22 protein-coding genes are annotated in these 25,296 nt (G+C 67.9%); 6 read left to right on the forward strand and 16 right to left on the reverse strand.

All coding sequences use genetic code 11. The annotated features are described in order from the left end of the window. From VL15_RS02545 to VL15_RS02555, 3 genes are all read left to right on the forward strand, one after another. The coding region (locus VL15_RS02545) for a dicarboxylate/amino acid:cation symporter (RefSeq protein WP_048242956.1) at positions 1 to 843 on the forward strand (843 nt) is incomplete at its 5' end. A gap of 478 nt (positions 844 to 1,321) precedes the next feature. Beyond that, entirely contained in the window at positions 1,322 to 3,256 is a 1,935-nt protein-coding gene (locus tag VL15_RS02550) for an SMP-30/gluconolactonase/LRE family protein (protein WP_048242957.1), read from the forward strand. A gap of 323 nt (positions 3,257 to 3,579) precedes the next feature. Continuing rightward, on the forward strand, positions 3,580 to 4,410 hold the full coding sequence (locus VL15_RS02555) for a peptidylprolyl isomerase (protein WP_048243098.1): 831 nt from the start codon (positions 3,580 to 3,582) through the stop codon (positions 4,408 to 4,410). Positions 4,411 to 4,441: 31 nt separating this feature from the next. Here VL15_RS02555 and VL15_RS02560 read toward each other — a convergent pair whose 3' ends face one another. Continuing rightward, positions 4,442 to 4,879, reverse strand: coding sequence for a GNAT family N-acetyltransferase (locus VL15_RS02560; RefSeq protein ID WP_048242958.1), 438 nt, complete (start codon positions 4,877 to 4,879; stop codon positions 4,442 to 4,444). A 43-nt stretch (positions 4,880 to 4,922) separates the two neighbouring features. Then, positions 4,923 to 5,879 carry a hypothetical protein gene (locus VL15_RS02565; RefSeq protein ID WP_053077562.1) on the reverse strand — a complete coding sequence of 319 codons (957 nt, stop codon included), beginning with the start codon at positions 5,877 to 5,879 and terminating at the stop codon, positions 4,923 to 4,925. Between the two features lie 248 nt (positions 5,880 to 6,127). On the opposite strand from VL15_RS02565, the gene VL15_RS02570 reads away from it, so the two are divergent. After that, complete coding sequence (locus VL15_RS02570; protein WP_048242960.1) at positions 6,128 to 7,420, forward strand: MASE1 domain-containing protein; 1,293 nt, start codon at positions 6,128 to 6,130, stop codon at positions 7,418 to 7,420. Positions 7,421 to 7,433: 13 nt separating this feature from the next. Beyond that, positions 7,434 to 8,249, forward strand: a complete 816-nt coding sequence (locus VL15_RS02575; RefSeq protein ID WP_048242961.1) for an alpha/beta hydrolase — start codon at positions 7,434 to 7,436, stop codon at positions 8,247 to 8,249. A 7-nt stretch (positions 8,250 to 8,256) separates the two neighbouring features. Here the strand turns inward: VL15_RS02575 and VL15_RS02580 are convergent, their stop codons facing one another. The 14 genes from VL15_RS02580 to VL15_RS02645 form a co-directional block, all read right to left on the reverse strand. Next, positions 8,257 to 9,279: a MerR family transcriptional regulator gene (locus VL15_RS02580; RefSeq protein ID WP_048242962.1), complete on the reverse strand. Its 1,023-nt coding sequence runs from the start codon at positions 9,277 to 9,279 to the stop codon at positions 8,257 to 8,259. 94 nt (positions 9,280 to 9,373) lie between these two features. Further along, positions 9,374 to 10,840, reverse strand: coding sequence for a xylulokinase (xylB, locus tag VL15_RS02585; protein WP_048242963.1), 1,467 nt, complete (start codon positions 10,838 to 10,840; stop codon positions 9,374 to 9,376). Next, entirely contained in the window at positions 10,837 to 11,772 is a 936-nt protein-coding gene (locus VL15_RS02590; protein ID WP_048242964.1) for an AraC family transcriptional regulator, read from the reverse strand. Before VL15_RS02590 ends, xylB begins: the two co-directional genes overlap by 4 nt. A 29-nt stretch (positions 11,773 to 11,801) precedes the next feature. Continuing rightward, on the reverse strand, positions 11,802 to 12,995 hold the full coding sequence (locus VL15_RS02595) for an ABC transporter ATP-binding protein (RefSeq protein ID WP_048242965.1): 1,194 nt from the start codon (positions 12,993 to 12,995) through the stop codon (positions 11,802 to 11,804). A 292-nt stretch (positions 12,996 to 13,287) separates the two neighbouring features. Then, positions 13,288 to 14,322, reverse strand: a complete 1,035-nt coding sequence (locus VL15_RS02600) for an NAD(P)-dependent alcohol dehydrogenase (protein WP_048242966.1) — start codon at positions 14,320 to 14,322, stop codon at positions 13,288 to 13,290. Positions 14,323 to 14,332: 10 nt separating this feature from the next. Beyond that, positions 14,333 to 15,163 carry a carbohydrate ABC transporter permease gene (locus tag VL15_RS02605; RefSeq protein ID WP_048242967.1) on the reverse strand — a complete coding sequence of 277 codons (831 nt, stop codon included), beginning with the start codon at positions 15,161 to 15,163 and terminating at the stop codon, positions 14,333 to 14,335. Further along, complete coding sequence (locus VL15_RS02610; RefSeq protein WP_230684312.1) at positions 15,151 to 16,101, reverse strand: carbohydrate ABC transporter permease; 951 nt, start codon at positions 16,099 to 16,101, stop codon at positions 15,151 to 15,153. Before VL15_RS02610 ends, VL15_RS02605 begins: the two co-directional genes overlap by 13 nt. Then, complete coding sequence (locus tag VL15_RS02615; RefSeq protein ID WP_419188652.1) at positions 16,085 to 17,350, reverse strand: ABC transporter substrate-binding protein; 1,266 nt, start codon at positions 17,348 to 17,350, stop codon at positions 16,085 to 16,087. Before VL15_RS02615 ends, VL15_RS02610 begins: the two co-directional genes overlap by 17 nt. Before the next feature lie 211 nt (positions 17,351 to 17,561). Continuing rightward, the gene (locus VL15_RS02620; RefSeq protein ID WP_048242969.1) at positions 17,562 to 18,551 is read right to left on the reverse strand and encodes an amidohydrolase family protein; all 990 of its coding nucleotides are present in this window, start codon (positions 18,549 to 18,551) and stop codon (positions 17,562 to 17,564) included. Position 18,552: 1 nt separating this feature from the next. Next, entirely contained in the window at positions 18,553 to 19,500 is a 948-nt protein-coding gene (locus tag VL15_RS02625) for a YncE family protein (RefSeq protein ID WP_048242970.1), read from the reverse strand. A 25-nt stretch (positions 19,501 to 19,525) separates the two neighbouring features. After that, positions 19,526 to 20,818: an MFS transporter gene (locus VL15_RS02630; protein ID WP_048242971.1), complete on the reverse strand. Its 1,293-nt coding sequence runs from the start codon at positions 20,816 to 20,818 to the stop codon at positions 19,526 to 19,528. A 127-nt stretch (positions 20,819 to 20,945) separates the two neighbouring features. Further along, on the reverse strand, positions 20,946 to 21,863 hold the full coding sequence (locus VL15_RS02635) for a dihydrodipicolinate synthase family protein (protein WP_048242972.1): 918 nt from the start codon (positions 21,861 to 21,863) through the stop codon (positions 20,946 to 20,948). Positions 21,864 to 21,871: 8 nt separating this feature from the next. Then, the gene (locus tag VL15_RS02640; RefSeq protein ID WP_048242973.1) at positions 21,872 to 23,044 is read right to left on the reverse strand and encodes an L-rhamnonate dehydratase; all 1,173 of its coding nucleotides are present in this window, start codon (positions 23,042 to 23,044) and stop codon (positions 21,872 to 21,874) included. Between the two features lie 50 nt (positions 23,045 to 23,094). After that, entirely contained in the window at positions 23,095 to 24,156 is a 1,062-nt protein-coding gene (locus VL15_RS02645; RefSeq protein ID WP_048242974.1) for a 4-hydroxythreonine-4-phosphate dehydrogenase PdxA, read from the reverse strand. Positions 24,157 to 24,271: 115 nt separating this feature from the next. Between VL15_RS02645 and VL15_RS02650 the strand changes: the two genes are divergently transcribed. Next, complete coding sequence (locus VL15_RS02650; protein ID WP_048242975.1) at positions 24,272 to 25,219, forward strand: LysR family transcriptional regulator; 948 nt, start codon at positions 24,272 to 24,274, stop codon at positions 25,217 to 25,219. The last annotated feature ends 77 nt before the right edge of the window (positions 25,220 to 25,296 follow it).

A 25,296-nucleotide genomic window follows, 5' to 3' on the forward strand; every position in this document is an offset into this window, starting at 1 on the left:
ATCCTGCAGATCGTCGTGTTCTCGATCTTCTTCGGCACCGCGTTGTCCGCGCTCGGCGAATCGGGCAAGCGCCTGACCGGCGTGATCGAGGATCTCGCGCAGGTGATGCTGAAGGTGACGGGCGCGGTGATGTGGTTCGCGCCGGTCGCGGTGTTTGCGGCGCTGGCGTCGACGATCACGACCGAAGGGCTCGGCATCCTGCTCACGTTCGCGAAGTTCATGGCGAGCTTCTATCTGGCGCTGGCGCTGCTGTGGGGCGTGCTGACGCTCGCCGGCGTGACGTTCCTCGGCAAGCGCGCGTTCACGCTGCTGCGGCTGATCCGCGAGCCGTTCCTGCTGTCGTTCGCAACGGCGAGTTCCGAGGCCGCGTATCCGAAGCTGCTGGATGCGCTCGACCGTTTCGGCGTGAACCGCAAGATTTCGAGTTTCGTGCTGCCCATCGGGTATTCGTTCAACCTCGACGGCTCGATGATGTACTGCACGTTCGCGGTGCTGTTCATCGCGCAGGTGTATGGCATCCATCTGCCGCTGGGCACGCAGATCACGATGCTGCTGCTGTTGATGGTGACGTCGAAGGGAATGGCGGGCGTGCCGCGCGCGTCGCTGGTCGTGATCGCGGCGACGCTCAACCAGTTCAACATGCCAGAAGCGGGGTTGCTGCTGATCATGGGTGTTGACATGTTCCTCGACATGGGGCGCTCGGCCACCAACGCCGTCGGCAACTCGATCGCGGCCGCCGTGGTCGCGAAGTGGGAAGGGCAGCTCGACGAGCCGCGCGACGACGATTCGGACGCAGGGCGTGTCACGCAGGTGAAGGTGCCGGAGACCTCGGCATCGGCATGACACGCGGCAACTCGGCGGCGCGTTTGATGCGCCGCGGTAAATGACGATCGCCGGCCTGGATTCGCAACGGATTCAGGCCGGCGATTTGTTTGATGCAATCACACCGCATGGCATGCGGCGGCCTTTTCCGATTCTCCGGAACAGGCATTCGCGGTTTCAATCAGTCGTCGTTGAAAAAGCGGCGATATTCTCGCAGGCGAAAGCCTGATTCTTCCCATTCCCGATCCAGCGAGTGAGTGAACCCTCACTGTCGCGCAGTCGCGCCCGCCGTCGGGGTGGGTGGTTATCGCGAGCGGTCCGCAATTTTTTTCGATTTATATAACGCTATTCTCGCGCTGCTCATTATCGAAGGCAGGCCGCACGTAATACCGATTGCGCCGGATGATTCAGCGGAAGAATTTACGCATCGCGGATTTCAAACCATCCGGCCGGCTGCCCCCTCATGTGAATGTTCGCACCGTTCAGGAGCGCATCCGTCATGGTCGCTGGAAAACGTCTACACGCTGTGCTGTTCGCCGCGGCGATCGCCGCGATGGCACCGGCCGCTCAAGCCGGCAACACCACCGACTGGCTGGCGAACACGTACGGCACGCTCGCGGCCCACGTCGGCAACGTCGCACGGTCGATGTGGGTCGCGCCCGAAGGCGTGATCTACACGGCGTCGATGTGGGACGAAGATGAAGGCGGTGTCGCGATCTACCAGAACGGCAAGAGCGTCGGCTCGATCGGCACGCATTCCGAATTCCAGGGCAGCGCGATCACGGGCAACGCGACGTCGCTGTTCGTCGCGCTGCAGCCCGGCAAGACCTACGGCAGCGGCGCGGTCGGACGGTATAACCGCGCCACCCGGTATCGCGACCGGCTCATCCAGGTCAGCGCGGCGACCAACCAGCCGCGCATCGACGTCGTCACCGGGCTCGCCACGGCCGGTTCGCTGCTCTATGCGAGCGACTTCTACGGCAATCGCGTGCGCGTGTTCACCACCGACGGCGTGTGGCAGCGGGACATCAGCGTGTCGAGCCCGGGCGCGCTCGCGGTGGATGGCGCGGGCAACGTGTGGGTCGCGCAGAAGCGCGCGGGCTCGATCGTCGGCTTCAGCCCGGCCGGCGCGCTGCTGAACACGATCCGGATGCCGGCCGGGTCGCAGCCGTCGGCGCTCTATTTCGATGCGGCCGCCGGACAGCTCCTGGCGGGCGACGAGGGCCCCGACCAGAACATCAAGCGCTATACGGTGTCGGGCCGGCCGGCGCTGGCCGGCACGTTCGGCGTGCGCGGCGGTTATCTCGACACGACGACCGGCATCAAGGGGCAGGTCGGCGCGCAGCGCTTCACGCGCATCGCCGGCATCGGCAAGGACACCGGCGGCAACCTCTATGTGCTCAACAACCCGTGGGGCGGCAGCTGGGATCTCGGCCGCAACGGCGCCACCGACATTCACGCGTACAGCAGCGCCGGGAGCCTGCGCTGGACGCTGCAGTCGCTGAACTTCGAAGGTATTGCCGCGCCGGACCCGGTCACGGACGGCGCGCTGTTCTATGGCGGCACGCACGTGTACGGCGGCAGCGCGGGCGGTACCTTCGTCGCGAACACCGTCGACCCGTTCACGTACCCGTCGGATCCGCGCATCAACATGAGCGACCCGCAGCGCGATGAGCACTTCGGGCTGCTCACGTCCGTCGGCGCGAACCGGATCCTCGTCGCGGCTGGCCAGAACCCGCCGGTCTTCTACTTCTTCCATTTCAACGCGGCGAACGGCTATATCGCGATTCCGGACGGATCGATCCCGGGCCCCGCGTTCAACACGACGCAGCGCGTGACGAGCGGCTTCAGCATCGACAGCAAGGGCGGCGTGTGGGCCGGCCTCGACAAGACCGGCGCGATTACCCACTATCCGCTGACCGGCTTCGACGCGAGCGGCAAGCCGTCGTGGGGGCCGGGCGTCGCGACCCGCGTGCCCGCCAGCATCCAGCCGCTGACGCGCATCGTCTACCTCGCGGACAGCGACACGATGGTGCTCGCGCAGGGCGCGCTCGGGAGCAACGACTGGACGTCGATCGGCACGCGCATCGAGGTGTATCACGGCTGGAGCGCGGGCAACACGACGAAGCCGGACCCGGTGATCACGCTGCCGCACAGCGGCGCGAAATCGATCGACGCGGTCGGCAACCATCTGTTCGTCGGTTACTGGTTCAGCAGCAACGGGCCGCTGTGGCCGAACGTCGACGCGTTCAACCTCACCACCGGCAATCTCGACACGACGCTGGTCAACGCGAGCCCCGCGACCGTGGACACCAGCAGCGCGATCGACGCGATGTACAGCATCCGCGCGTACCGCCGGTCGACCGGCGAGTATGTGGTGATGAAGAACAACGTGAAGGGCAACAGCATCACCGTGTATCGCTGGACGCCCTGATGACGGCGCGGCCGCGTCGCCGCGTCGACCGGCGGCCGGGCCCGCGTAGCCATCGCGATATTCGAAGCACTTCGCGGGATGCCCACGCGTCGCAAGCGTGCCCGGGCGCGTGACGAACCGTGCGCCTCGCCACCTCGAGCGGCCTTCCCCAACCTCCCGACGCGCAAACGCGGTTCCGTGCACAATGACAGCGGCACCGGCAGACGCTGCCCGTGCCGGTGATGATGAACCGGAATGACCGAACGGTTGCGTCGGCGCGTTGCAGCGCCGGCGAACCTGCGCGGCAGTTCATGCCGCGTTTTTTGGCCCGAAGCGACAATACGATGAAGATGAAAACGACACCGAGCCGCCTGTTGCTGATTGCCGCACTGGCCGGCGCGCTGAGCGGTGCTGCTCATGCACAGACGGCGGCAACCGTCGCGACGGTCAACGGCGCACCGATCACGCAGGCCGACGTCGATGCGATGCTGCGCGCGTCCGGGCAGCCCGACTCGCCGCAGATCCGCGACACGATCAAGCAGCAACTGATCACGCGCGTGCTGATTCAGCAGGCCGCCGAGAAGGCGAATTACGCAGACAAGCCCGAGGTCAAGGCGGCGATGCAGCAGGCGAAGGCGAGTGCCGAGGTGCAACTGTACGTGCGCGACAACCTGAAACCCGAGCCGGTGACCGACGCGCAGGTCAAGGCGCGTTATGACGAACTCGTCGCGGCGCTCGGCAAGAACGAGTACAAGCCGCGCCTGATCGTCGTCAAGGATCCGGTGACGGCCGCGACCGTGTTGAGCGAGCTGAAGTCGGGCAAGTCGTTCGACGGGCTGGCGCGCCAGTACAGCATGGCGCCGAGCCGCGATACCGGCGGCGAGCTGCCGTGGGTGAGTTTCAACACGCCGGCGGCGGAAGGCAAGACGGCCGGACTGCCGTTGCCGATCGCGCAGGCGCTCGAGAAGCTGACGGTCGGCGCGGCGACGAAGGATTCGATTCCGATCGACGGCGTGCGGGCCATCGTGAAGCTGGATGCGAAGCGGCCGACGCAGGTGCCGGGTTTCGAGACCGCCAAGCCGGCGCTTCAGCAGCAACTGCAGGCGATCGCGGTCGAAAAGGCGAGTGCGCAGATGATCGGCAATTTGCTGAAGGACGCGAAGATCACGCAGTAATCGTCATGCGACGGCGTCGCAACGGCGCGCGTCACGCGCGCCAGATCATGCTCGCGCTCGTTTCCGTTTGCGACACGACCCGGAAGCCGAGCCGTTCATAGAGCCGCCACGCCGGGTTGCCGTGCAGCACGCTGAGCGACACGCACGCGTTCTCGCGTGCCGCGTCGGTCAGCAATGCACGCAGCACGGCCTCGCCGATGCCTCGGCCCTGCCACGCAGGGAGGATCTGGATCTGATGGACGTGCCATTCGCCGGCGGCGCGCGTCACCTTCAGCAATCCGATTGCATCGGCACCTTCGCAGACGATCATCGCGGCTTCGAAATTCGCGCGAATGCGCCGGTCGTGCGTTGCATCGTCGGTCGGCGCGCCGACGCGTTGCAGGTGCTCGGTCATCGTGAGCCGACGGAGGGTCAGCAGGAAGGGGAGGTCCTCCAGGGAGGCAGGACGCAGATCGATTGCCGGTTTCATGATGGATGACGGGTTGCGTTGGGCGCCTGGCCTTCGACGCGGATCAAAGACCGGGCAACTGAATCTGCAGGCCGGCCGGGCGATGTTCGAGGACATCCGTGACCTCGTATTCGGTTTTTGCGCCGTCCGAGGTTTGCCACTGCTGCATTCGGACATTGCAGACGAGCACGTCCCCCTTGCTGAAGCTGATCTGGCTGTTGTTCACGCGCGACAGGAAGCGGGTATCCGTGATCGCCGCGTGAATCGTGGACGAGCCGTCGTACAGTCGCCACTTGTTGTCGTCCTTGAACGCGAGCGACACGATCGAGAACGCCATCTTTCGATGCTCGTCGAGCAGGAGCGCATCGGCTTGTTCGGGTGCGAGAAACCACGCGATTTCGTTGCGGGTGACTGTCTCGATGACTTCCGTATCGGTGCCGGCCGCGAACATCACGACGCCTTCACGCGCGAGCGGCGCAAGGACTTGTGCGGTTGCGTTGCGAACGCGGATGTCGCGCAGCAGGGTGAGGACGGGCAGGTCGATCTCGAGTTCGTCGCCGTCGACGTGCAGCACCGCGGTGTGGTCCTGCATCCGCACTTGCTGGATCTCGCGCCCGCGCAGCCATTTGAGGACGGCGAAGAGCCCTTTCCTTGCCCGGGGCACGGCGATGCCGAGCGCGGTCAGGATCGTGACCGCATTGGCGAGCGCCGTGCCTTCGTTGCCGCTCAGCATGTCGCGCATGCGGCCGAGCAGCGATGTCGCGAGCGTGAAGTCGATGCCGAAGCTGCCGGTCTTGAAGCTGCCGCGCACGTTCACCTGCGGCCGAACCTGATCGCCGCATAGCGCGCGGGTCGACGCGTCGAGCAAATCGCCGATTGCAAGCAGCGCGGGTGCAAGTTCGCGCACGTCCATTTCCGACGATTCGAGCGCGGGTCCGTCGTACGTGACGCGAAATTGGCTCATGGCATCAAAGGGGCCGACATCGGCCGGGCCGGTACGGTTTCCATTGCGGGTGGTCATACGGAATGTTGGCTGGTGACGGGGACGATACCTGAAACGAATGTTTTCGGATGCCTTTCATATTAGGTGTGATCGACCGGCTGCGCGCGATTTTGGCCGTCCGGCCAAGACGACACGCTGACGTGTCCTGATAGCGCCTGGCAAACAACGAACTTTTCCGATACTTTCCCGGTCACAATCGCCAGCTTGCGGGCGCGCCGGCGCCCCGAACGCGCTTGCCCGCCCGGCGCAATACACAGGAATCCTCGATGGACACCAAACGTTCCCGCCCGGGACTCGTCGCCGCGCTGCTCTGGGCGGTGCTGTATCTGGCGACCGGCTACATCTCGCACCAATTCAACGGCCCCGTCCGGCTGACGGGTTATATCTGGCTGCCGGCCGGCGTGACGGTCGGCGCGTTCATGCTGCGGCCGCCGCGCGAATGGCTGACGCTGGCCGGCGCATTCCTGGTCGCGCAGCTCGTGCTGACCGGCATCGAACACGGCAGCCTGGTCAACGCGGTGCTGTTCACGGTCGACGAGGTCGGCGCGGCCGCGCTCGCGGTATGGCTCGTGCAGCGCGTGCGCTTCTCGCTCGAAGGGCTGTATTTCCTGCGCTCGGTGATCCTCGCCGGGCTGATCGCGGGCGTGGTCGGCGCGATCGGCGGCGCGGCGTGGTACACGGTGGTCAAGGGCGCGCCGTTCTTCGACGTGTGGTCCGTGTGGGCCGCATCCGATTTCGTCGGCGTGCTGCTGGTCACGCCGGTGCTCGCGTCGTGGTCGCGCTTTCGCGCGCACCGCTCGGGCGATCACGAGCGCTTCGACCTGATGCTCGGTGTCGTCGCGTTCGTGCTGCTCGTGATCGTCGCGCTCGTGGTCTTCGACGGCGACACGTCGCAGAAATTCGGTACGGGCGCCGGCTTCGCGCTGACGTACATCCCGCTGTTCCTGACCGTCGCGGTGACGCTGCTGCTCGGCGGCCGCGCGGGTTCGTCGTCGGTGCTGGTGTTCGCGTTGATCGTGATCGAACAGACGGCGCAGGGCGACGGCCCGTTCGCGTCGTTTCACGAACACTACGGCAGCGCGCTGCTCGAGGCACAGCTTTATCTGGCGGTCGCGTCGCTGCTGGTGCTGACGGTGAGCACGCTGAAAACGACGCGCGAGCGCGTGCACGAGCATGCGGCGGTGCTGCAGAACAACATGGAGCTCGCGCTGGCGAGCGCCGGCCAGATCGCGTACGTGCTCGATCCGGAGTCGGGCCGGATCGAGTGGAGCGGCGACGTCGAGCGCGTGTTCGGCGTCGGCGTCGATGCCGCGCAGATCGCGAGCGTGCCGCTCGTGCTCGAACGCGTGCAGCCGGGCGACCGCGATGCGCTGAACGACTACTGGAATGCGGAAATCGCCGGCGAGGATCGCGCGTCGCTGTCGCTGCGCATCGTGCAGCGCGACGGCGGCACGCAGCCGATCACCGATCACGGCGCGCCGCTGCTCGATTCGAACGTCGACGTGACGGTGGTCGCGGGCGTCTGGCAGATCGAGCGCGTGTGGCCGGCGGACGAATGAGCAGGGCCGCATCATGACGGGTCGCACGGGCGTCATGCTGATCCACGGGCTCGGCGGCACGCAATACGATCTCGGTTCGCTGCACAAGGCGATGCGGCGCGCGGGCGGCGAGACGCACATGATCACGCTGCCGGGGCACGGCACGCGCCCCGAGGATCTGGTCGGCGTGCGCGCGGAGGCGTGGCTCGACGCGGTGACCGAGCAGTATCGCGCGCTGGAACACGAGTATGACACGCTGCATGTGGCGGGCATGTGCATGGGCGCGCTGGTCGCGCTGCTGCTGTGCCACCGCGTGCAGCATGCGCGCGGCCGGCTCGCGTTGCTGGCCACGCCGGTGTTCATCGACGGCTGGTCGACGCCGTGGTACCGGTCGCTGCGGCACCTGCTGTACCGCGTGCCGGGTGTCGCCGAACGGATGCGTGTCGAGGAAGGCGATCCGTTCGGCATCAAGAACGCGACGATCCGCGCGATCGTGAAGAAGAAGTTCGAGCGTCAGGACCGTTTCCACTATGCGTGGGTGCCGCTCGCCTGCGTGCGGCAGGTGGACCGGATGCGCGACTGGGCGCTCGACGCCGCGGCCGGCACGCATTGCCGCACGCTGGTGCTGCATGCGCGCGAGGACGAACTGACGAGCCTGCGCTCGGCCGATTTCCTGCTGGAGAAGATGCCCGACGCGCACGGGATCGTGCTGGAGAACAGCTACCACATGATCTGCGCGGACAACGATCGCGACGACGTCGCGCGGCACGTGCTGGAATTCTTCGGCTTCGATCCGGCGCATGCGGTGAGTCCGGCGATGGCGCGCAGGATGGGGCGGCCGGAATCCTGACGCCGGATTACGCTGCCGTGGGCCGGCGGGCGATTCGCTCCCGAATCTCCGGTGATGCCAGGCACGTGGCGACGGCTTCGTAGCCGGGCGCGCCCGGGTAAGGCGCCACGCGCGACGGCGGACTGTGATTGGCCGGGCACAGGATGATGGTTTCGTCGGGGCCAACCGCCGACAGATCGAGGATGGCCGACGAGCGTGTCAACAGGAACAGCGGCCGCATGCCGCCGGTTGCGCGTTCGCGCAGGTGGGCGATCAATGCCTGTTGCGTGGGCCGGTCGAGATTCTGTTCGATCATGTCGACAACCAGCGCGCGCGGGCCTTTCGCTTCGAGACGGGTGAGCAGCGCGGTCAGCGCCGCCGACGGCGTCGCGCCGTTGCCGACCAGCGCGGCCGATGCGCGTTCGACGCGCGACTTCAGTTCCGGATCGGCGCGCAACGCATCGCATGCGGCAGCGCCATCGTGGTCCAGCCGATCGAGGCCCACGAACACGGCGCCGGGCAGCGCGTCGGCCAGCCGAAGCGCCAGACGCGTCTTGCCGCTTCCCAGCGAGCCGATGATGTAGTTCAACGGCCGGATATCGCGACACTCGAACCACTCGCCGCCCCACGGCCACGGCAGGCTGAACGCGACGCCGGTGCCGGTATCGTCGAGCAGCCGCGTCAGTTCGCCGTCGGCCGGCATCCGGCCGCGCGCCAGGCCCGCACGGATCGCACGCACCCTGTCGACCTTGCACACGAGATCCCGAATGCCGTGGTCGAGCGTGGCTTCGTGCGCCGCCAGCGCGTCGTCGAGGCTGCGCGCGTCGCCATCCAGCACGCTCGCCACTTGCGCGAGGCTCAGGCCGAGCGCGCGTAGCGCCGCGATGTCGGCCGCGCGTGCGAGGTCGTCCGGGCCATACGCGCGGTATCCGGCCGGCGTCCGTTCCGGCGTGACGAGGCCGTGCTGTTCATACAGCCGCAGTGCCTTGATCGATACGCCGAGCCGCGCGGCGGCCGCCGATGCGTTCAAACGGGGCGTGGATGTGCGCATCCGTCACCTCTCTCTGCTGTCGATTCGTTGCGCTCAGCATAAAGGCGATCCCAAGGGCCGGGTCAAGCACGATCACGCGCGCATGCGCTGTCGCTCAGTCGCCGTACGCAAACTCGTCTCGCAACGCACGATACAGCCGCCGATACCGCACGAGCCGCCCGGCCAGCAGATCGACCGCGGCGGAATCGGGCGTGACGGTTTCGGTGACCGGCGGCGCGACACAGACTTCCGCGAGCGTATCGCCGGTCGCGGCGAGGCGCGCGAGACGCGCGGCGCCGAGTGCCGCACCGACCGCGCCGTCCGCATGGCGCCGCATCGCGAGCCCGGTCGCATTCGCGCACAGCCGCGCCCAGAATGCGCTTTTCGAGCCGCCGCCGATGAACGACACCGCGCCGAGCGTCGTGCCGGCCGCGTGCAGCGCGTCGTAGCCGTCGGCCATCGCGAACGCGACGCCTTCCATCACCGCGTACGCGAGGTCGACCGCATCGTGTTCGTTGGACAGCCCGAAGAACACGCCGCGCGCATGCGCGTCGTTGTGCGGCGTGCGCTCGCCGCCGAGATACGGCAGGAACAGCGGCGCGCGGGCCGGGTCGGCGCGTTCGGCGCGCGCGGCCAGCACGCCGGCGGTCGTGCCGTGTGCGCGTGCGAGCCAGTCGAGGCTCGCGGCGGCGGACAGGATCACGCTCATCTGGTGCCAGCGCCCTTCGACGCAGTGGCAGAACGCATGCACGGCGGCGTCCGGGTTCGGCGCGAAGCGGTCGTTGCCGGCGAACAGCACACCGGACGTGCCGAGCGACAGGAAGCCGCTGCCGGCGCCCGTGACGCCCATGCCGATCGCGGACGCCGCGTTGTCGCCGGCGCCGCCGGCGATCGTCACCGGCCCCGCGATGCCCCACTCGCGCCGCAGCGTGTCGCGCAGTTGCGCGGCGGCCGCGTTGCCTTCGACGAGGCGTGGCATCTGCGCGCGCGACAGCTCGGTCGCGGCAAGCATCCGGTCGGACCAGTCGCGGCGCGCGCAGTCGAGCCACAGCGTGCCCGACGCGTCGGACAGGTCGGACACGAATTCACCGGACAGGCGCCAGATCAGGTAATCCTTCGGCAGCAGCACCTTGTGCACCGCGCGGAACACGGCGGGCTCGTATTTCGCGAGCCACAGCAGCTTCGGCGCGGTAAAGCCCGGCATCGCCATGTTGCCGGTGATCGCGCGCGATTCCGGCACCAGCGCTTCGAGCTCGATGCATTCGGTGCCGGCGCGCGTGTCGTTCCACAGGATCGCGGGGCGCAGCACCTGGTCCGCGCGATCGATCAGCGTCGCGCCGTGCATCTGCCCGGACAACGCGATGCCGCGCAGCGCGGCGAAGCCGGCCGGATGCGCGGCGCGCACCGACGCGATCGCGTCGAGCATCGCGTGCCACCATGCCTGCGGGCTTTGTTCGGACCAGTGCGGATGTGGCCGGCTGATCGACAGCGTGGCCGAGCCGGTTGCAAGGGGGACCGAACGGGAATCGGTGAGGAGAACCTTGACCTCGGACGTGCCGAGATCGATGCCGAGAAATGTCACGGATGAAGCATCCTGTCTGGTGCGTGCGGCGGCGCGCGCCGCGGGGGCGGCGCGTCGTCGGGGCTGTGCGGTTCGTTGAGCCGGTGCAGCGCGCGGAACCTCGACGGCGGCACCTGCTTCATCGCGAGAAACTGACGGTTGAAGTTCGACAGGTTGTTGAAGCCAACCCGGTAGCAGATGTCGGTCACCGTCAGGTCGGAAAACATCAGCAGCTCGCATGCCTCGTTGATGCGCAGCCGGTTCAGGTAGCGCACGAACGACGAGCCGGTATGACGGCGGAAAAAGCGCGTGAAGGTGCTCACGCTCATGCCGGCGAACGCGGCGACGTCGGTCTCGCGCAGCATGCCGGGCAGGTTCTGCTGCAGGTACGACAGCACCTGGTTGATGGTCGACGACATGTAGTGCTGCGCATCGCTGCGGTAGCCGGGGCCCGCGAGCACGCGCCGTTCGCGGCACGACGACAGCCGGTCGAACAGCGACATCAGGATCTCGACACGCCGGCAGCCGTGCGCGTTCGCGAGTTCGAGCATCAGCGGCGCGACCTCGGCGCCGACCCGGTCGGGAAACTGCACGCCGCGCGCCGCGTCGTCGATCAGGTCGATCACCGGCTGCAGTTCGCTGAACGCGCCGACCATCTTCTCGATCGCATCGCGCGAGAACTGCAGCACGACGTCGCGCGACGGCACGCGTTCGCCGTCGGCGAGTTCGCTGACCCAGTTGTGCGGCAGGTTCGGCCCGGTGACGATCAGGTTGCCGGGGCCGAAATCGCCGATGTGGTCGCCGACGAACACCTTGCCGTGCGACGCCTGGATCAGATGAATCTCGTACTCGGGATGGAAGTGCCACTTCGCGACCGAATGCGGATAGTCGTGGATCCACGCGCGGAACGATTCGTCGCGGTGGGTGGGAACGATCTCGAGATCCGGGTTCATCGTGTGCTCCGTCGGGTCGTGCCGGCGCGTTACGAACGGGACATCGACCAGCCCGTCGCGGCAGGCGGCGTGGCGCGCGTCGCGGCCGCCGGCGCCGCCGCGTGCGCGATCGGGTTCGCGTCCGGCAGCGCGACGTTGCGCTCGGTGCCGGCGTCGAACAGATGCAGGGCTTCTTCGTCGAAGCGGAACGCTACCACGGCGCCCTGTGCCGGGGCCATCGGGGCCGGCACGAGGGCCGCGCACGGCAGGCCGTGCCAGTCCAGCGTGACGAGTGCCTCGGCCCCGAGCAGCTCGACGAGCTCGACCGTGCCGGTCAGCGTGAGCGAACGCGGGGTCGGATCGGTTTCGGCAACGAGCCGCAGGTGGTTCGGGCGGATCGCGGCCTTCACCGGCTGGCCGTCCTGCAGCCTCGCGAAGCGCGCCGACGCGAGCGGCCAGCGCGCGCCGTTGCAGTCGAGCAGCACGTTCGCGCCGATGCGCTCGATCGTGCCGTCCGCAAAATTCATCGCGGGCGTGCCGACGAATCCGGCGGCGAACACGGTGTGGGGCTGGCCGTACAGCTCGGCCGGCGTGCCGATCTGCTCGATGTGGCCGCCGCGCATCAGCACGACGCGGTCCGCGAGCGTCATCGCCTCGAGCTGGTCGTGCGTGACGTACAGCGTGGTCGTCTTCAGCCGCCGGTGCAGCCGCTTGATGTCGCCGCGCAACTGCGTGCGCAGCTTCGCGTCGAGGTTCGACAGCGGCTCGTCGAACAGGAACACGGCGGGCGTCTTGATCATCGCGCGCGCGATCGCCGCGCGCTGCTGCTGGCCGCCCGACATCGCGCGCGGCCGACGGTCGAGCAGCGCATCGAGGCTCAGGATACGCGCGACGTCGCGCACGCGGCGGTCGATCTCGTCGGCCGGCACTTTCAGGCGCCGCAGGCCGAACGCGATGTTGTCGTACACCGTCATGTGCGGGTACAGCGCATAGTTCTGGAACACCATCGCGACATTGCGTTCGCGCGACGGCAGGTCGTTGACGACGCTGTCGCCGATCACGAGCTCGCCGCCGGTGATCGCTTCCAGGCCCGCGATCATCCGCAGCATCGTCGATTTGCCGCAGCCGGACGGGCCGAGCAGCACGATGAATTCGCCGTCGGCGATCTCGAGGTCGAGCGGGTGCAGCACGGCGGGGCCGCCGTCGTAGTGTTTCGACAAAGCCTTGCAGGTGATCTGGGCCATGGTTTAGGGCGTGTCCACGCTAATAACGGGCTTGCGCTGGCCCCCAGAAGGGCCGAGCGCGAGGATTGCGACGAAGCGAATACTCGACGTATTCGCGAGGAGCATGACGCGGCGATCGGCCCTTCTGGGGGCCAGCCCCACGCATGAATTTTTCCAAACAGGGGAACGTGCCTTTCCGCCCACATTGCGGCGTCGTGCGTCGCTTGTTTGGCACGGCCAAACGGCGCTCCTTACTCCTTGCACTGCGGGCGGAAAGGCACGTTCGCAAGCCCGTTATTAGCGTGAACACGCCCTAATCCATTTCGATCTGAATCTTGACGTCGCGCGGCTGGCCGCTCGCCGCTTCCTCGAACGCGCGCACGCCTTCGGAAAACGGGAACGTGCGCGAGATGAACGGCTTCACGTCGATTGCGCCGGATGCGATCAGCGCGAGCGCGCGCGGAAAGATGTTCGCGTAGCGGAACACCGATTCGATGCGGCCTTCCTTCGCCTGCAGCGCAACCACGTCGAGCGGTACCGGGTCGACCGGCATGCCGATCAGCACCGCGCAGCCGCCCGGGCACATCAGGTCGACGAGGCCGGCATACGCTTGCGCGCTGCCGCTCGCTTCGAACACGACGTCCGCGCCCCAGCCATCGGTGACGTCGGCTACCGCGTCGGCGAGCAGCCGCGTGCGCACGTCGACGGTCGTGACCGCCGGGTTGCCGGCGAACAGCGCGAGCTTGTCCGGCACGACGTCGGCGAGGATCACGCGCGCGGCGCCGCCTGCGAGTGCGGCGAGCGCGGTCATCGCGCCGATCGTGCCGGCGCCGATCACGACCGCGATGTCGCCGGGTTTCATCGCGGCCTTCTTCGCGGCCTGCAGGCCGATCGACAGCGGCTCGACGATCGCGCCTTCGGCGAACGACACGTTGTCGGGCAGCCGGTACGTGAACGCGGCCGGATGCACGACGAACGGCGTCAGGCAGCCGTGCACCGGCGGCGTCGCCCAGAAGCGCACGTCGGGGTCGAGGTTGTAGAGGCCGCGCAGCGTCGCGGGCGAATCGAGGCGCGGCACGCCGGGCTCCATGCAGACGCGGTCGCCGACGCGCAGGTGCGTGACGCCGGCGCCGGTTTCGACGACGGTGCCGGACGCCTCGTGGCCGAGCACCATCGGTGCGTCGACGCGGAACGGGCCGATTCCGCCATGCACGTAGTAATGCACGTCGCTGCCGCAGACGCCGACCGTATGAACCTTGATCCGGACGTCGCCGGGGCCGACCTCTTGCGGCAGGTCGATGTCGCGCAGCGCGAGCTCGCGCGTGCGTTCGAGTACGAGCGCTTTCAACACATCCTCCTTATTTTCCCTTGACCATCGAATTGAGCAGGCGGCTCAGCATGCCGACGAACACGAGCGGCGGCAGCGCGAGCAGCACCGTCGACGCGTTGATCACGCCCCACGGCACTTCCTGGCCGAGCGACGTGAACGCGGACGCGACCACCGGCAGCGTCGCGCTGCGCGACGACGTGAGCGCGAGCGCGATCATCAGTTCGTTCCAGACCAGCACGAAGCTGAACACGATGCCGCCGAGCAGCGTGCTCGCGCACACCGGCAGCGCGATATGCCAGAACACCGCGTACGGGCCGTAGCCGTCGAGCGCGGCGGCTTCCTCGATCTCGCGCGGCAGCCGGCGGAACACGGGGATCGACAGCCACGTGATGGTCGACAGCGTGACGAGCAGGTACGTGACGATCATCGACAGCTTCGTGTCGTACAGCCCGAGGTCGACCCAGATCGCGATCAGCGGCAGCGCGACCGCGACCGGCGGCAGGAAGCGCAGCGACAGCAGGAAGAACTGGATGTCGCGCTTGCCGCGCACCGGGTAGCGCGCGATCGCATACGCGGCCGGCACGCCGAGCAGCGCGCCGAGCACGACGGCCGCGCCGACGATCGCGATGCTGTTGCCGAGCCCGATCATCACTTCCGGGCTCGACAGCACCTGCTCGTAGTTCGCGAGCGTCGGCGTGAAGAAGAAGCGCGGCGTCGGCGTGACGATGTCGAGCAGGTGCTTGAGCGAATTGAGCACGGCCCAGAACAGCGGGAACGCGGCGACGAGCAGGATCGCGCCGGCGATCGCGACGGTGGAAACGGTGGCGGTGGTGCCGCGGCGGGCCATCAGTCGTCCCATTTGTTGACCCTCTTCCAGATGAGCGTGAAGACGAGCGTGGTCGCGACCATCATCAGCACGGCCATGCCCGACGCGTACGACACCTTGCCGGCGAGGCCGATGCCCTGCTGGTACGCGTACAGGTCAAGCGTCTCGGTCGCGATGCCGGGGCCGCCCTTGGTCATCACGTAGATCAGGTCGAACGAGCGCAGCGACTCGACCATCTTGATGAACACCAGGCTCACGAGCGGCGCCTTCAGCATCGGCAGTGCGATGTACGCGTGCACCTGCCACGTCGTCGCGTAGTCGAGCCGCGCGGCTTCGAGCGGCTCGGGCGGCAGCGTCTCCAGCAGCTTCAGGATCACGACCGCGAAGAACAGCCCCCATTGCCACACGTCGACCAGTGCGACCGCGTACAGCGCGAGATGCGGATCGGCGAGGAACGCGGTGTTCTCGACGCCGAGCGTGCCGAGCAGCCAGCTCAGGATGCCGGTGAGCGGCGCGTACATGAACTTCCAGATGAACGCGGCCGACACGCGCGGCAGCAGCACCGGCATGATCAGCACCAGCGACGCGAAGCGGCGCCAGCGGCCGTGCACGCGCTCGAACAGGAACACGGCGAGCGCGATCCCGACGATCACCGCGCCGGCGACCGTGACGATTTCCCACAGCACCGACACCTCGATCGCGTTCAGGAAGCGCCGGTCCGACGCGAGCCGCACGAAGTTGCGCAGGCCGACGTATTCGCTGTCGGGGTAGCGCAGCACGCGGTTGCGCAGCGCGAGATTGATCGCGGCGACCGTCGGGACGAGGCTCAGGACCGCGAGCAGCGCGAGCGTCGGCGCGAGGAACACCCACGGCAGGCTCGTGCGGTCGCGGCGCGCGCGGCCGCGCCGGGCGGGAAGGGCCGGGCGGACGCCGAGCGCGCGTCCGCCGGCACCGTCATTTGCGAGCGCCATGTTCGAGCGCATCCTTCGCGTACTGGGCCGCGTCGTCGAGCGTGCCGCGCGGATCCGTCTGCGTGCCGGTGAACACCTGTTCGAGCGCGATGCCGAGGTTGTCGCCGATATCCGGCCACTGCGGCGTGCGCCAGATCGTCACCTGCGTGACCGGGTTGGTGTCGTTCAGCCCGGCCTGGATCTGCGGCGCGACGTGCTGCTTGAAGTACGGGCTGCCGATCGTGCTGGTGCGGTTGTAGTCGCTGAACACGCCGTTGCGCAGCCGTGCCTGTTCCTGGTCCTTGCTGGTTGCCCACGCGATGAAGCGGCCGGCGGCCATCCGCGTGCAGTCGTCCTTCGCGCCGACCGCCGAGATCGCGAAGCCGTGGCCGTACGCGGCCGATGGCAGCGGCGCGGGCGGACGCGTGTAGCCGACCTTGCCGGCCACGCTCGACTTGCTCGTATCCTCCATCCAGTCCGCGAACGGCGTCGATTCGATCATGAAGGCGACCTTGCCCGAGCGGAATGCTTCGAGCGCGTTGCTCCAGTCGTAGGTCGCGGCGCCCGGCGGCGCGTACTTGAACAGGTTGCTGTAGAGCTGCGTCGCCTTCACGGCGGCCGGCGAATTGAATGTCGGCTGGCCGCCCTTGTCGGTCCATGCGCCGCCCATCCCGAGCATGAACGGCGACCAGCGCCACACGTTCATCCCCGAGCCGCGCTGGCCGCGCGCGACCCAGCCGTACAGCTTCGGCGGCGCGTTGAGTTTCTTGATCGCGGCGACGAGCTGGTCGAGCGTCTTCGGCACCGGGATGTGCGCGGCGTCGAGGAGGTCGCGGCGGTAGAACAGGAAGTCGCCGCCGCCGATCAGCGGCGCGAAGTACGCGACGCCGTTGTAGCTTGCGACCGCGCGGCGGCCGGGCAGGAAGTCGTCGTAGTCGTATTCCTTCGGGTAGTACTTGAGCAGCGGTACGATCCAGTTGGCTGACGCAAATTCGGCGACGTTCGCCTCGTCGACGTAGTAGATCTGGTACGAGCCGGCGCCGGTCGACGCATCGAGCCGCGATTTCGCGCGGCGGTCGTTTTCGCCGAAGTAGCTGATCTCGACCTGGGTGCCGCTTTTCTTCTCGTAGTCGGCCAGCGATTTCTCCATTACCGACAGGCCGAGACTCTTTTGCGCGAGCACCCGAAGGGTCGGCACCTTGCAGACCTGCGCGGCCGCGACGCCCGGCAGACAGGCGCCGAGCAGCAGCCCGGCTGCGACGATTCGCATCTTGTTCACCCGTGTCTCCTTGATTCTGCTTGTTCGAATGCCGTCTATGACGGCAGGAACAATGGTGTGACGGGGGCGATGCGGACACCACATCAAAAGAAAACGCGAACCGATACTTTTTGCTCAGGATTTGTCGTGCGATGCACAAAATGTGTCGGTCGGGCGGCGTGCGCTGCCCGGCCGAACGGGGCGGAAGGTGCGTAAACGCGGGTTATCCGCGAGCCGGGCCGGCTGGTGCGTCGAGCGCAATCCGGTAAACGCGGATCGCGTTGTCATGCCAGATCGCGCGGCGTGCCGCGTCGTCGAGGTCCGCCATCGCGCGGGCGAACGTGCGCAGCAGCGCGGGATAGGACACGCGCAAACCGGCCACCGGGAAGTTGCTCGCGAACAGGCAGCGTTCCCAGCCGAAGATCGCGATCGTGTCGCGGATGATCCGTGCGTTGTCCGCGTCGTTCCACACGGCGTCGCGCAAGCCGAGTTCGGAAATCTTCACGGCCACGCGCGGCGATGCCGCCAGCGCTTCCATGCCGCGGCGCCAGCGCGCGAGCCCGGCGTCCGAGCGATCCCACGGCAGCCCGGCGTGTTCGAGCACGACGTCGACATCGGGGGCATCGGCGAGCAGCGCGGCTGCGTCGCCGAGATGCCAGAACGGCACGCGCAGATCCCAGCACAGGCCGTGCGCGGCGACGCGTTGCAGCGCGGCCGGCCAGCGCGGATCGCGCAGCGTGCCGGGCCCGTCGACGGGCGCATCCGGCGACGATGCGGTGCGCGGCTTGAAGCGCACGCCGCGCACGCGCGGCCACGCGGCCTGTTCGGCGAGCCGCTCGTCCGCATCGCCGGCCAGCAGGTCGACCCACGCGACGACTGCCGACGGCAGCCCGTGTGCCGCCGCGACCTCGTGCAGCCAGCGCGTTTCCGCCAGTGCTTCGTCGCGCACGCGTTCGGCCTCGACGTGCACGCTGGCGACGATCGGCGCGCGTTGCGCCGCGTGCCGGAACTCGTCCGCACCGAAATCGCGGCACAGCGCCGAGTAATCGCCGAACATGAAGCGCGCCGGATCGTATTGCGTCTGCAGCCACGGATAGTGTGCGCCCGCATCGAGCCGCCACAGGTGGTGATGCGCATCGACGAGCGCGTCCGGCATGCCGTCGGGCGACGATTCGTCGGGCGGCGCTCCGTCGGGCGGCGCTCCGTCGCGCATGTCAGCGTGCTCCCGCGAGCACGAACGACGCATCGGGTTCGCGCAGCGTCGCCAACGCGCCGACGAAACGCCAGGTATCGAGATCGAGTTCGCGCACGTAGTCGTCCTGGAACGACACGTAAGCGACGCGCCGCGACGGATGGAACGACAGCGCGGTCGGGTTCGCGGGCAGTGCGATGCGTTCGATCTCCTCGAGCTGGTGTGCATCGAACACGGAGATCGACCGTTCGCCCGAATTGGTCAGCAGCAGCAGGTCGCGGCCGTCCGGCGCGCTGGTCCGGTAGATGCGGTTCGGATCGCTGCGCGTCTTCACGCGGCGGCCGCAGGTCATCGTCTCCGTGTCGATCTCGACCAGCGTGTCGTCGCCGCGATTCGCGACGAACAGCGTGCGCTCGTCGGCCGACAGCGCATTGCCTTCCGGGCGCGGGCCGGGCATCACCGCGCGCGGCGCGACCGTCGCGTCGCGCGGATGGAACTGCGTGACCGTGTTCGACAACAGGTGCACGCCGTATGCGCGGCTCGCGTCGCGCGTGAGCGTCACGAGGTGCGTCTTCACGCCGCCGGACGGCACGGCCATGTTCGGCACGGGCTGCCGGGTCGGCTCGTCGAACACGAGCAGCATGTCGTGTGCCTCGCTCATCGCATACAACCGGCCGTCGCGGTCGCTCGCCATGCCGTGCGGCCGGTAGTACGGCCACAGGTCGAGCATGCGCGTGTGCGTGCGCTCGACGAGGTCGATCTCGGCGATCCGGTGGTCGCCTTCATGGCCGCGCGACCATGCGGTCTCGATCCCGAAGATGCCGACGTACGCGTAGCGGTGGTTCACGTCGACGGTGAACTCGTGCGGGTAGTTCGGCAGCACGACGTGCTTGAGCGCGGTTTTCGTGTCGAGGTCGTAGAAACTGAAGGTATGGGCGCATTTCTGCACCAGCAGCAGGATGTCGTTCATGGTGTGTCTCCGTTGTTATCGGGTATCAGTCCTCGCAGCGCTTCGGCAGCGTCAGCGCGAGCAGGCCGGCCACCGCGAGCGTGACCGCGAGGCTGAGCACGCCGGCCGCCGCGCTCACGTGCTGGGTCAGCACGCCGACCGCATACGGGCCGCAGAAGCCGCCGAGATTGCCGAGCGCATTGATCAGGCCGCGCGCGCTGCCGGCCGTCTCGACGCTGCAGAGCTTCGGCGGAATCGCCCAGAACACGCCGGCGGCCGCCTGCAGGAAGAAGCCGCACCCGATCAGGAACGTGAACGACACGGCCATCGACGCGTGCGTGAGCACCGACAGCGCGAGGCACGCGGCGAAACCGACGAGCGGCAGCAGCACGAACAGGCGGCGCTTGCCGGTTCGGTCAGACAAATACGACGTGACGAACATCCCGATCACCATCGCGACATACGGCAGCATCGCGAGCAGGCCGACCTTGCCCATCCCGCTGTGCGTGAGGTTTTTCAGCAGCGTCGGCAACCACATCGTATAGCCGTAGATGCCGACCTGATAGCAGAAGTTGATGGCGATGAGCAGCCAGATCGTCGGGTTGCGCAGCATCTCGCCGAACGATGCGGCAGCCGGCGTGCCGGCCGCGCGCTTGCGTTCCTGCTCGTCGCGCAGCGCGTCGAGGATGTATGCCTTCTCGCGCGGCGACACCCAGCGCGCGGTCTCCGGGCCGTCGTCGGCGAACAGCAGCCACGCGACCAGGCACAGCAGCGACAGCGCGCCCGCGCTGAAGAACAGGTGACGCCAGTCGTACGCGGCGAGGATGAAGCCGGACAGCGGCGCGGTGATCATGCCGGCGAGCGGCACGAACATGATGACCATCGCATTCGCGCGGCCACGCTCGCGGTCGGGGAACCAGCGGCTGACCATCGTGAGCACGACGGGCAGCATGCCGCCCTCGGCCACCCCGAGCAGGAAGCGCAGCGTCAGCAACTGCCACGTATGCGTGACGAGCCCGGTCAGCACCGACAGCACGGCCCAGCTCACGAGCGACCACGCGATGAATGTCTTGCCGCTGCCGAGCGCCGCGCGCCGGCCGCCGGGAATCTGCAGGAACAGGTAGCCGAAGAAGAAGATGCCGCCGGCGAGGCCGGCCATCGTCGCGTCCATGCCGAGTTCGGCGTTCATGCCGCCGGGCATCGCGAACGCGATGTTCACGCGGTCCATGTAGGAAATGATGCAGGCGAGCAGCAGCGGCGGAATCACGCGCAGCCAGCGGCGGCGCGGAACGGCGTCGCCGGCTTCGTAGGCCGGGGTGGCCGGGGTCAACAGGGTCATGGTGTCTCCATCCAGTTCGGGTAGTCGGCCGCGGCGGCCTTCGGATGGGCCGCTGTCTTGCCGTGGCGGGCCGGCAGGTGCCGGCCGCCGATGCGCAACGCGTTTGCGTCGCGCGTGCTTTCGATCTCTAGCGTCCCCAGCGCAGCACGAGCGGGTCGAGCCGCCGCGCCGTATCGAGCAGCCCCGCGCGCACCTGCGGATGCAGCTCGGGCCACGGCGCGCGCGGCTGGTCGCACGCGATCACGCCGCCTTCACGCATCAGCGCCTTCGCGGTCAGGAAGCCCGACTGACGGTTCTCGTAGTTGATCAGCGGCAGCCAGCGCGCGTACTGCTCGCACGCTTCGTCGCGGCGCCCGGCGAAATACGCATCGGTGATCCGGCGAATCCCGTCCGGATAGCCGCCGCCCGTCATCGCGCCGGTTGCGCCCGCATCGAGATCGGCGAGCAGCGTGATGCCTTCCTCGCCGTCCCACGGCCCCTCGATCGCGTCGCCGCCGAGCGCGATCAGCTCGCGCAGCTTCGACGCGGCGCCGGCCGTCTCGATCTTGAAGTACGACACGGCATCGATCTCGCGCGCGAGCGTCGCGAGCAACGACGCGGACAGCGCGACGCCGCTCGCGGGCGCGTCCTGGATCATCAGCGGAATGCGGAGCCCGTCGGCCGCTTCGGCGAAGAACGCGCGAACCTGCGCTTCGGGCACGCGGAACGTCGCGCCGTGGTACGGCGGCATCACCATCACCATCGCCGCGCCGAGCGCCTGGGCGCGCCGGTTTCGTTCCGCGCAGATCCGCGCGCTGAAGTGCGACGTCGTGACGATCACCGGCACGCGGCCCGCGACATGCTCGAGCGTGGTGCGCGTGATCAGGTCGCGTTCGTCGTCGCCGAGCGCGAATTGCTCGGAGTAGTTCGCGTGGATGCAGAGGCCCTGTGAACCGGCGTCGATCATGAAGTCGAGGCAGCGGCGCTGGCCGTCGAGATCGAGCGCGCCGTGCGCGTCGAAGATCGTCGGCGCGACCGGAAAGACGCCCTGGTAGCGTGCGTTCATGGCCGGCCTCACTCGACGATGTCGAACTGGTCGAGGAATTCGGTCTTCAGCGTGAGACCGAGGCCCGGCACGTCGTCGCGCAGTTGCAGGAAGCCGTTTTCGGCCACCGGCTCGCCGTCGAAGATGTAATAGAACAGCTCGTTGCCGACCTCGACGTCGAACATCGGGAAGTATTCGCTCATCGGCGACGCGAGCGTGCTCATCGTCAGGTGATAGTTGTGCATCTGGCCCGCATGCGGAATCACCGGCACGCTGTACGCCTCGCACAGCGCGTTGATCTTGTGCGCCATCGTGATCCCGCCGACGCGGTTCGTGTCGTACTGCACGACCGACACGGCCTTGCGGTCGAGCAGCTGCTTGAAGCCGTACAGCGAGAATTCGTGCTCGCCGCCGGAGATCGGAATGCGGGTCAGCTGGTTCAGCTCCGCGTAGCCGTCGATGTCGTCGGCGATCACCGGTTCCTCGAGCCAGCGCGGCTGGTATTTCTCGAGCTTCGGCAGGATGCGCTTCGCGTACTCGAGGTTCCAGCCCATGTAGCACTCGAGCATCAGGTCGTTGTCGTAGCCGATCACCTCGCGGATCGCCGCAACCGACTTCAGGTTCTCGACCACCCCCTGCTGCCCGTGCGCGGGCCCGTAGCCGAAGCGCATCTTGAACGCGCGGAAGCCTTCCTTCAGATACTGCTGCGCCTCGTCCTGCATCGCCTTCAGGTCGGTGCGGTAGAGCTTCGAGTAGTAGCAGGGGATCTTTTCCTTGGTGCGGCCGCCGAGCAGCTTGAACACCGGCTTGCCGACGCTCTTGCCGAGGATGTCCCAGATCGCGATGTCGACCGCCGAGATCGCGGCCATGCCGACGCCCTTGCGGCCCCACGCGTGGGTGGCGCGATACATCCGCTGGTTCAGGTATTCGTAGTCCCACGGGTCCTGGCCGATCACGAGCGGCGCGAGGTACTGGTCGATGATGACCTTCGCGACGTGCGGCGCGAGCGCGACGTTGCCGAGGCCGACGATGCCGTCGTCGGTCTCGACTTCGACGACCGTCCACGCATGGAAGCGGAACGTGCTCATCGTTTCCTGCGGCGCATACAGCAGGTCCATCGCGTTCGAACAGAAGTTGCCTTGCGGCGGGACGGTCTTGCCTTTCCACTGGAATACGCGGGCGCGCACGGAACGGATCTTCATGATGGTGTCTCCTGGATTCGGTGTTGTCGTGTGTAAAGGGCGTGCGAGCGTCACGCCGAAACCGAAACAGCGGGGGTGCGGCGCGCGGAGCCCATCCGGCACGCGATCTGCAGCGCCTGCCAGGTGGCGCCGACGTCGGCGGTGCCGCGGCCCGCGATGTCGTACGCGGTGCCGTGCGCGGGCGTCGTGATCGGCACGGGCAGCCCGCCCTGCACGGTCACGCCGCGCGAGAAGCCGAGCAGCTTGATCGCGATCTGCCCCTGGTCGTGGTACATCGTGACGATCGCCTGGTAGTCGCCGGCCTGCGCCTTCAGGAAGATCGTGTCGGCGGGGAACGGGCCGTGGAACGGCGCGTCGGTCGGCCAGTCGCGCGACTGCAGCCGGCGCACCGCGGGCTCGATGATGTCGACTTCCTCGCGGCCGCAGCTGCCGCCGTCGCCGCCGTGCGGGTTGAACGCGGCGATCGCGACTTTCGGCGCGGCGACGCCGTTCGCGAGCAGCGACCGGTAGATCAGTTCGGATGCCTGTTCGATCCGCTCGATGCTCAGGCAGCCCGCCGCATCCTTCAGCGGAATATGCGACGAGATGCGCGCCGTCCACAGTTCGCCGAGCGTGTTGAATTCGCAGAAATAGCCGGTCACGCCGAGCGCTTCGGCGAAGTGGTGCAGTTCGTCGTCGTGGCGGAGCCCGCCGAGCTTCATCGCGTACTTGTTCAGCGGGGCGAAGCAGATCGCGTCGATGTCGCCGGCGAGCGCGGCGTCGAGGCACTGGTCGAGCACGGCGAGCGTCGAGCGGCCGCCGGGCGCGCCGGCCTGGCCGACCGTCACCTGCGCGGGATCGACCGTGTCGACTTCGACGAACGCGGCGCGCGCGGTCGACGGCCGGCCGCGTGCCGCGGCGAGCGACGCGACGGGTTCGACATCGACCTGCACGCCGGCGACGCGCTGGCCGGCTTCCCACAGCCAGCGATCGCCGATCAGCACGAGATTCGCGTGAGCCGTCGCGTCGGGCCGCGCGAGCAGTTTCGCGATCAGTTCGGCGCCGATGCCGGCGGGGTCGCCGAGCGTCAGGGCGACGACGGGCAGGGGGGCGGCGGTCGATGGGGTGTGCATGCTGTGTCTCCGGTGGCGGCGCGTGGCCGTTCGTGTATGGGGTTGATGCTAGGTAGACGGAATGAGTCGGTAAATTGAAAACTCTTGATGAATCGATAACCTGGAGTAATCAAAGATGGGCTCGATCGACCGACGAGACTCGACCCCGCAGCTGCTGAACCGGCTGCGCATGCGGCAGATCGCGCTGTTGCTTGCCGTCGACGAATGCCTGACGCTGCGCGCGGCGGCCGAGCAGATGGGCCTCACGCAGCCGGCGGCGACGAAAATGCTGGCCGAACTGGAGAGCGCGCTCGGCCAGCGGCTGTTCGATCGCGTCGGACGCGGGCTGGTGCTGAATCCGGCCGGCGAGCGCGTGCTCGGCTATTTCCGCGGGATCCGCGGCAGCATGGAGGCGCTGAACCGCGAGCTCGGCGAACTGCAGCTCGGCAGCGCGGGGCGGCTGGCGATCGGCAGCATCATGGCGGCGTCGCCGGGGCGGCTCACCGAGGCGCTGGTGCAGCTGAAGGCGCGTTATCCGCTGCTCGCCATCGATATCGCGGTGGACACGAGCGACCGGCTGATGCCGCAGCTTCGCGAAGGCGTGCTCGAAGTGGTAATCGGGCGCAACGTCGGGGCCGATTGCGACTTCCGCGTGGTCGACGACGAGGCGCTCGCGATCATCGCGGGCCGCGACCATCCGCTCGCGGGCGCCGGGCCGGTCGGATTCGACGCGCTGCTCGATTACGCGTGGATCCTGCAGCCGGCCGGCAGCCCGGCGCGCGAGGTCGTCGAGCGCGAGTTTCATGCGCGTCACCAGCCGATGCCGCGCGGGCTGGTCGAAACGGGCTCGATCCTGACCACGATGAACCTCGTCGACCGTTCGACGATGCTCGGCGTGATTCCGCTGACGGTCGCGCAGCGCAACGCGGAGCACGGGCTCGTCGCGATCATCGATTACGCGCTCGAACAGAAGCTGCCGTCGTACGGCAGCATCGTGCGGCGCGACCGGCCGCTGAGCATCCCCGCGCAGCAGTTTCTCGCGCTGTTTCACCGCGAGGGTGCCGAGGATGGCGGCGGCGCTTGATGGAGTGGTGCGCTGGCCGTGCCGGCATCACGCGTCGCGGAACGCGGCGATGCGTGATGCCGGCACGGGGACGAGCC

The organism is Burkholderia cepacia, assembly GCF_001039005.1.
Lineage (GTDB): Bacteria > Pseudomonadota > Gammaproteobacteria > Burkholderiales > Burkholderiaceae > Burkholderia > Burkholderia theae.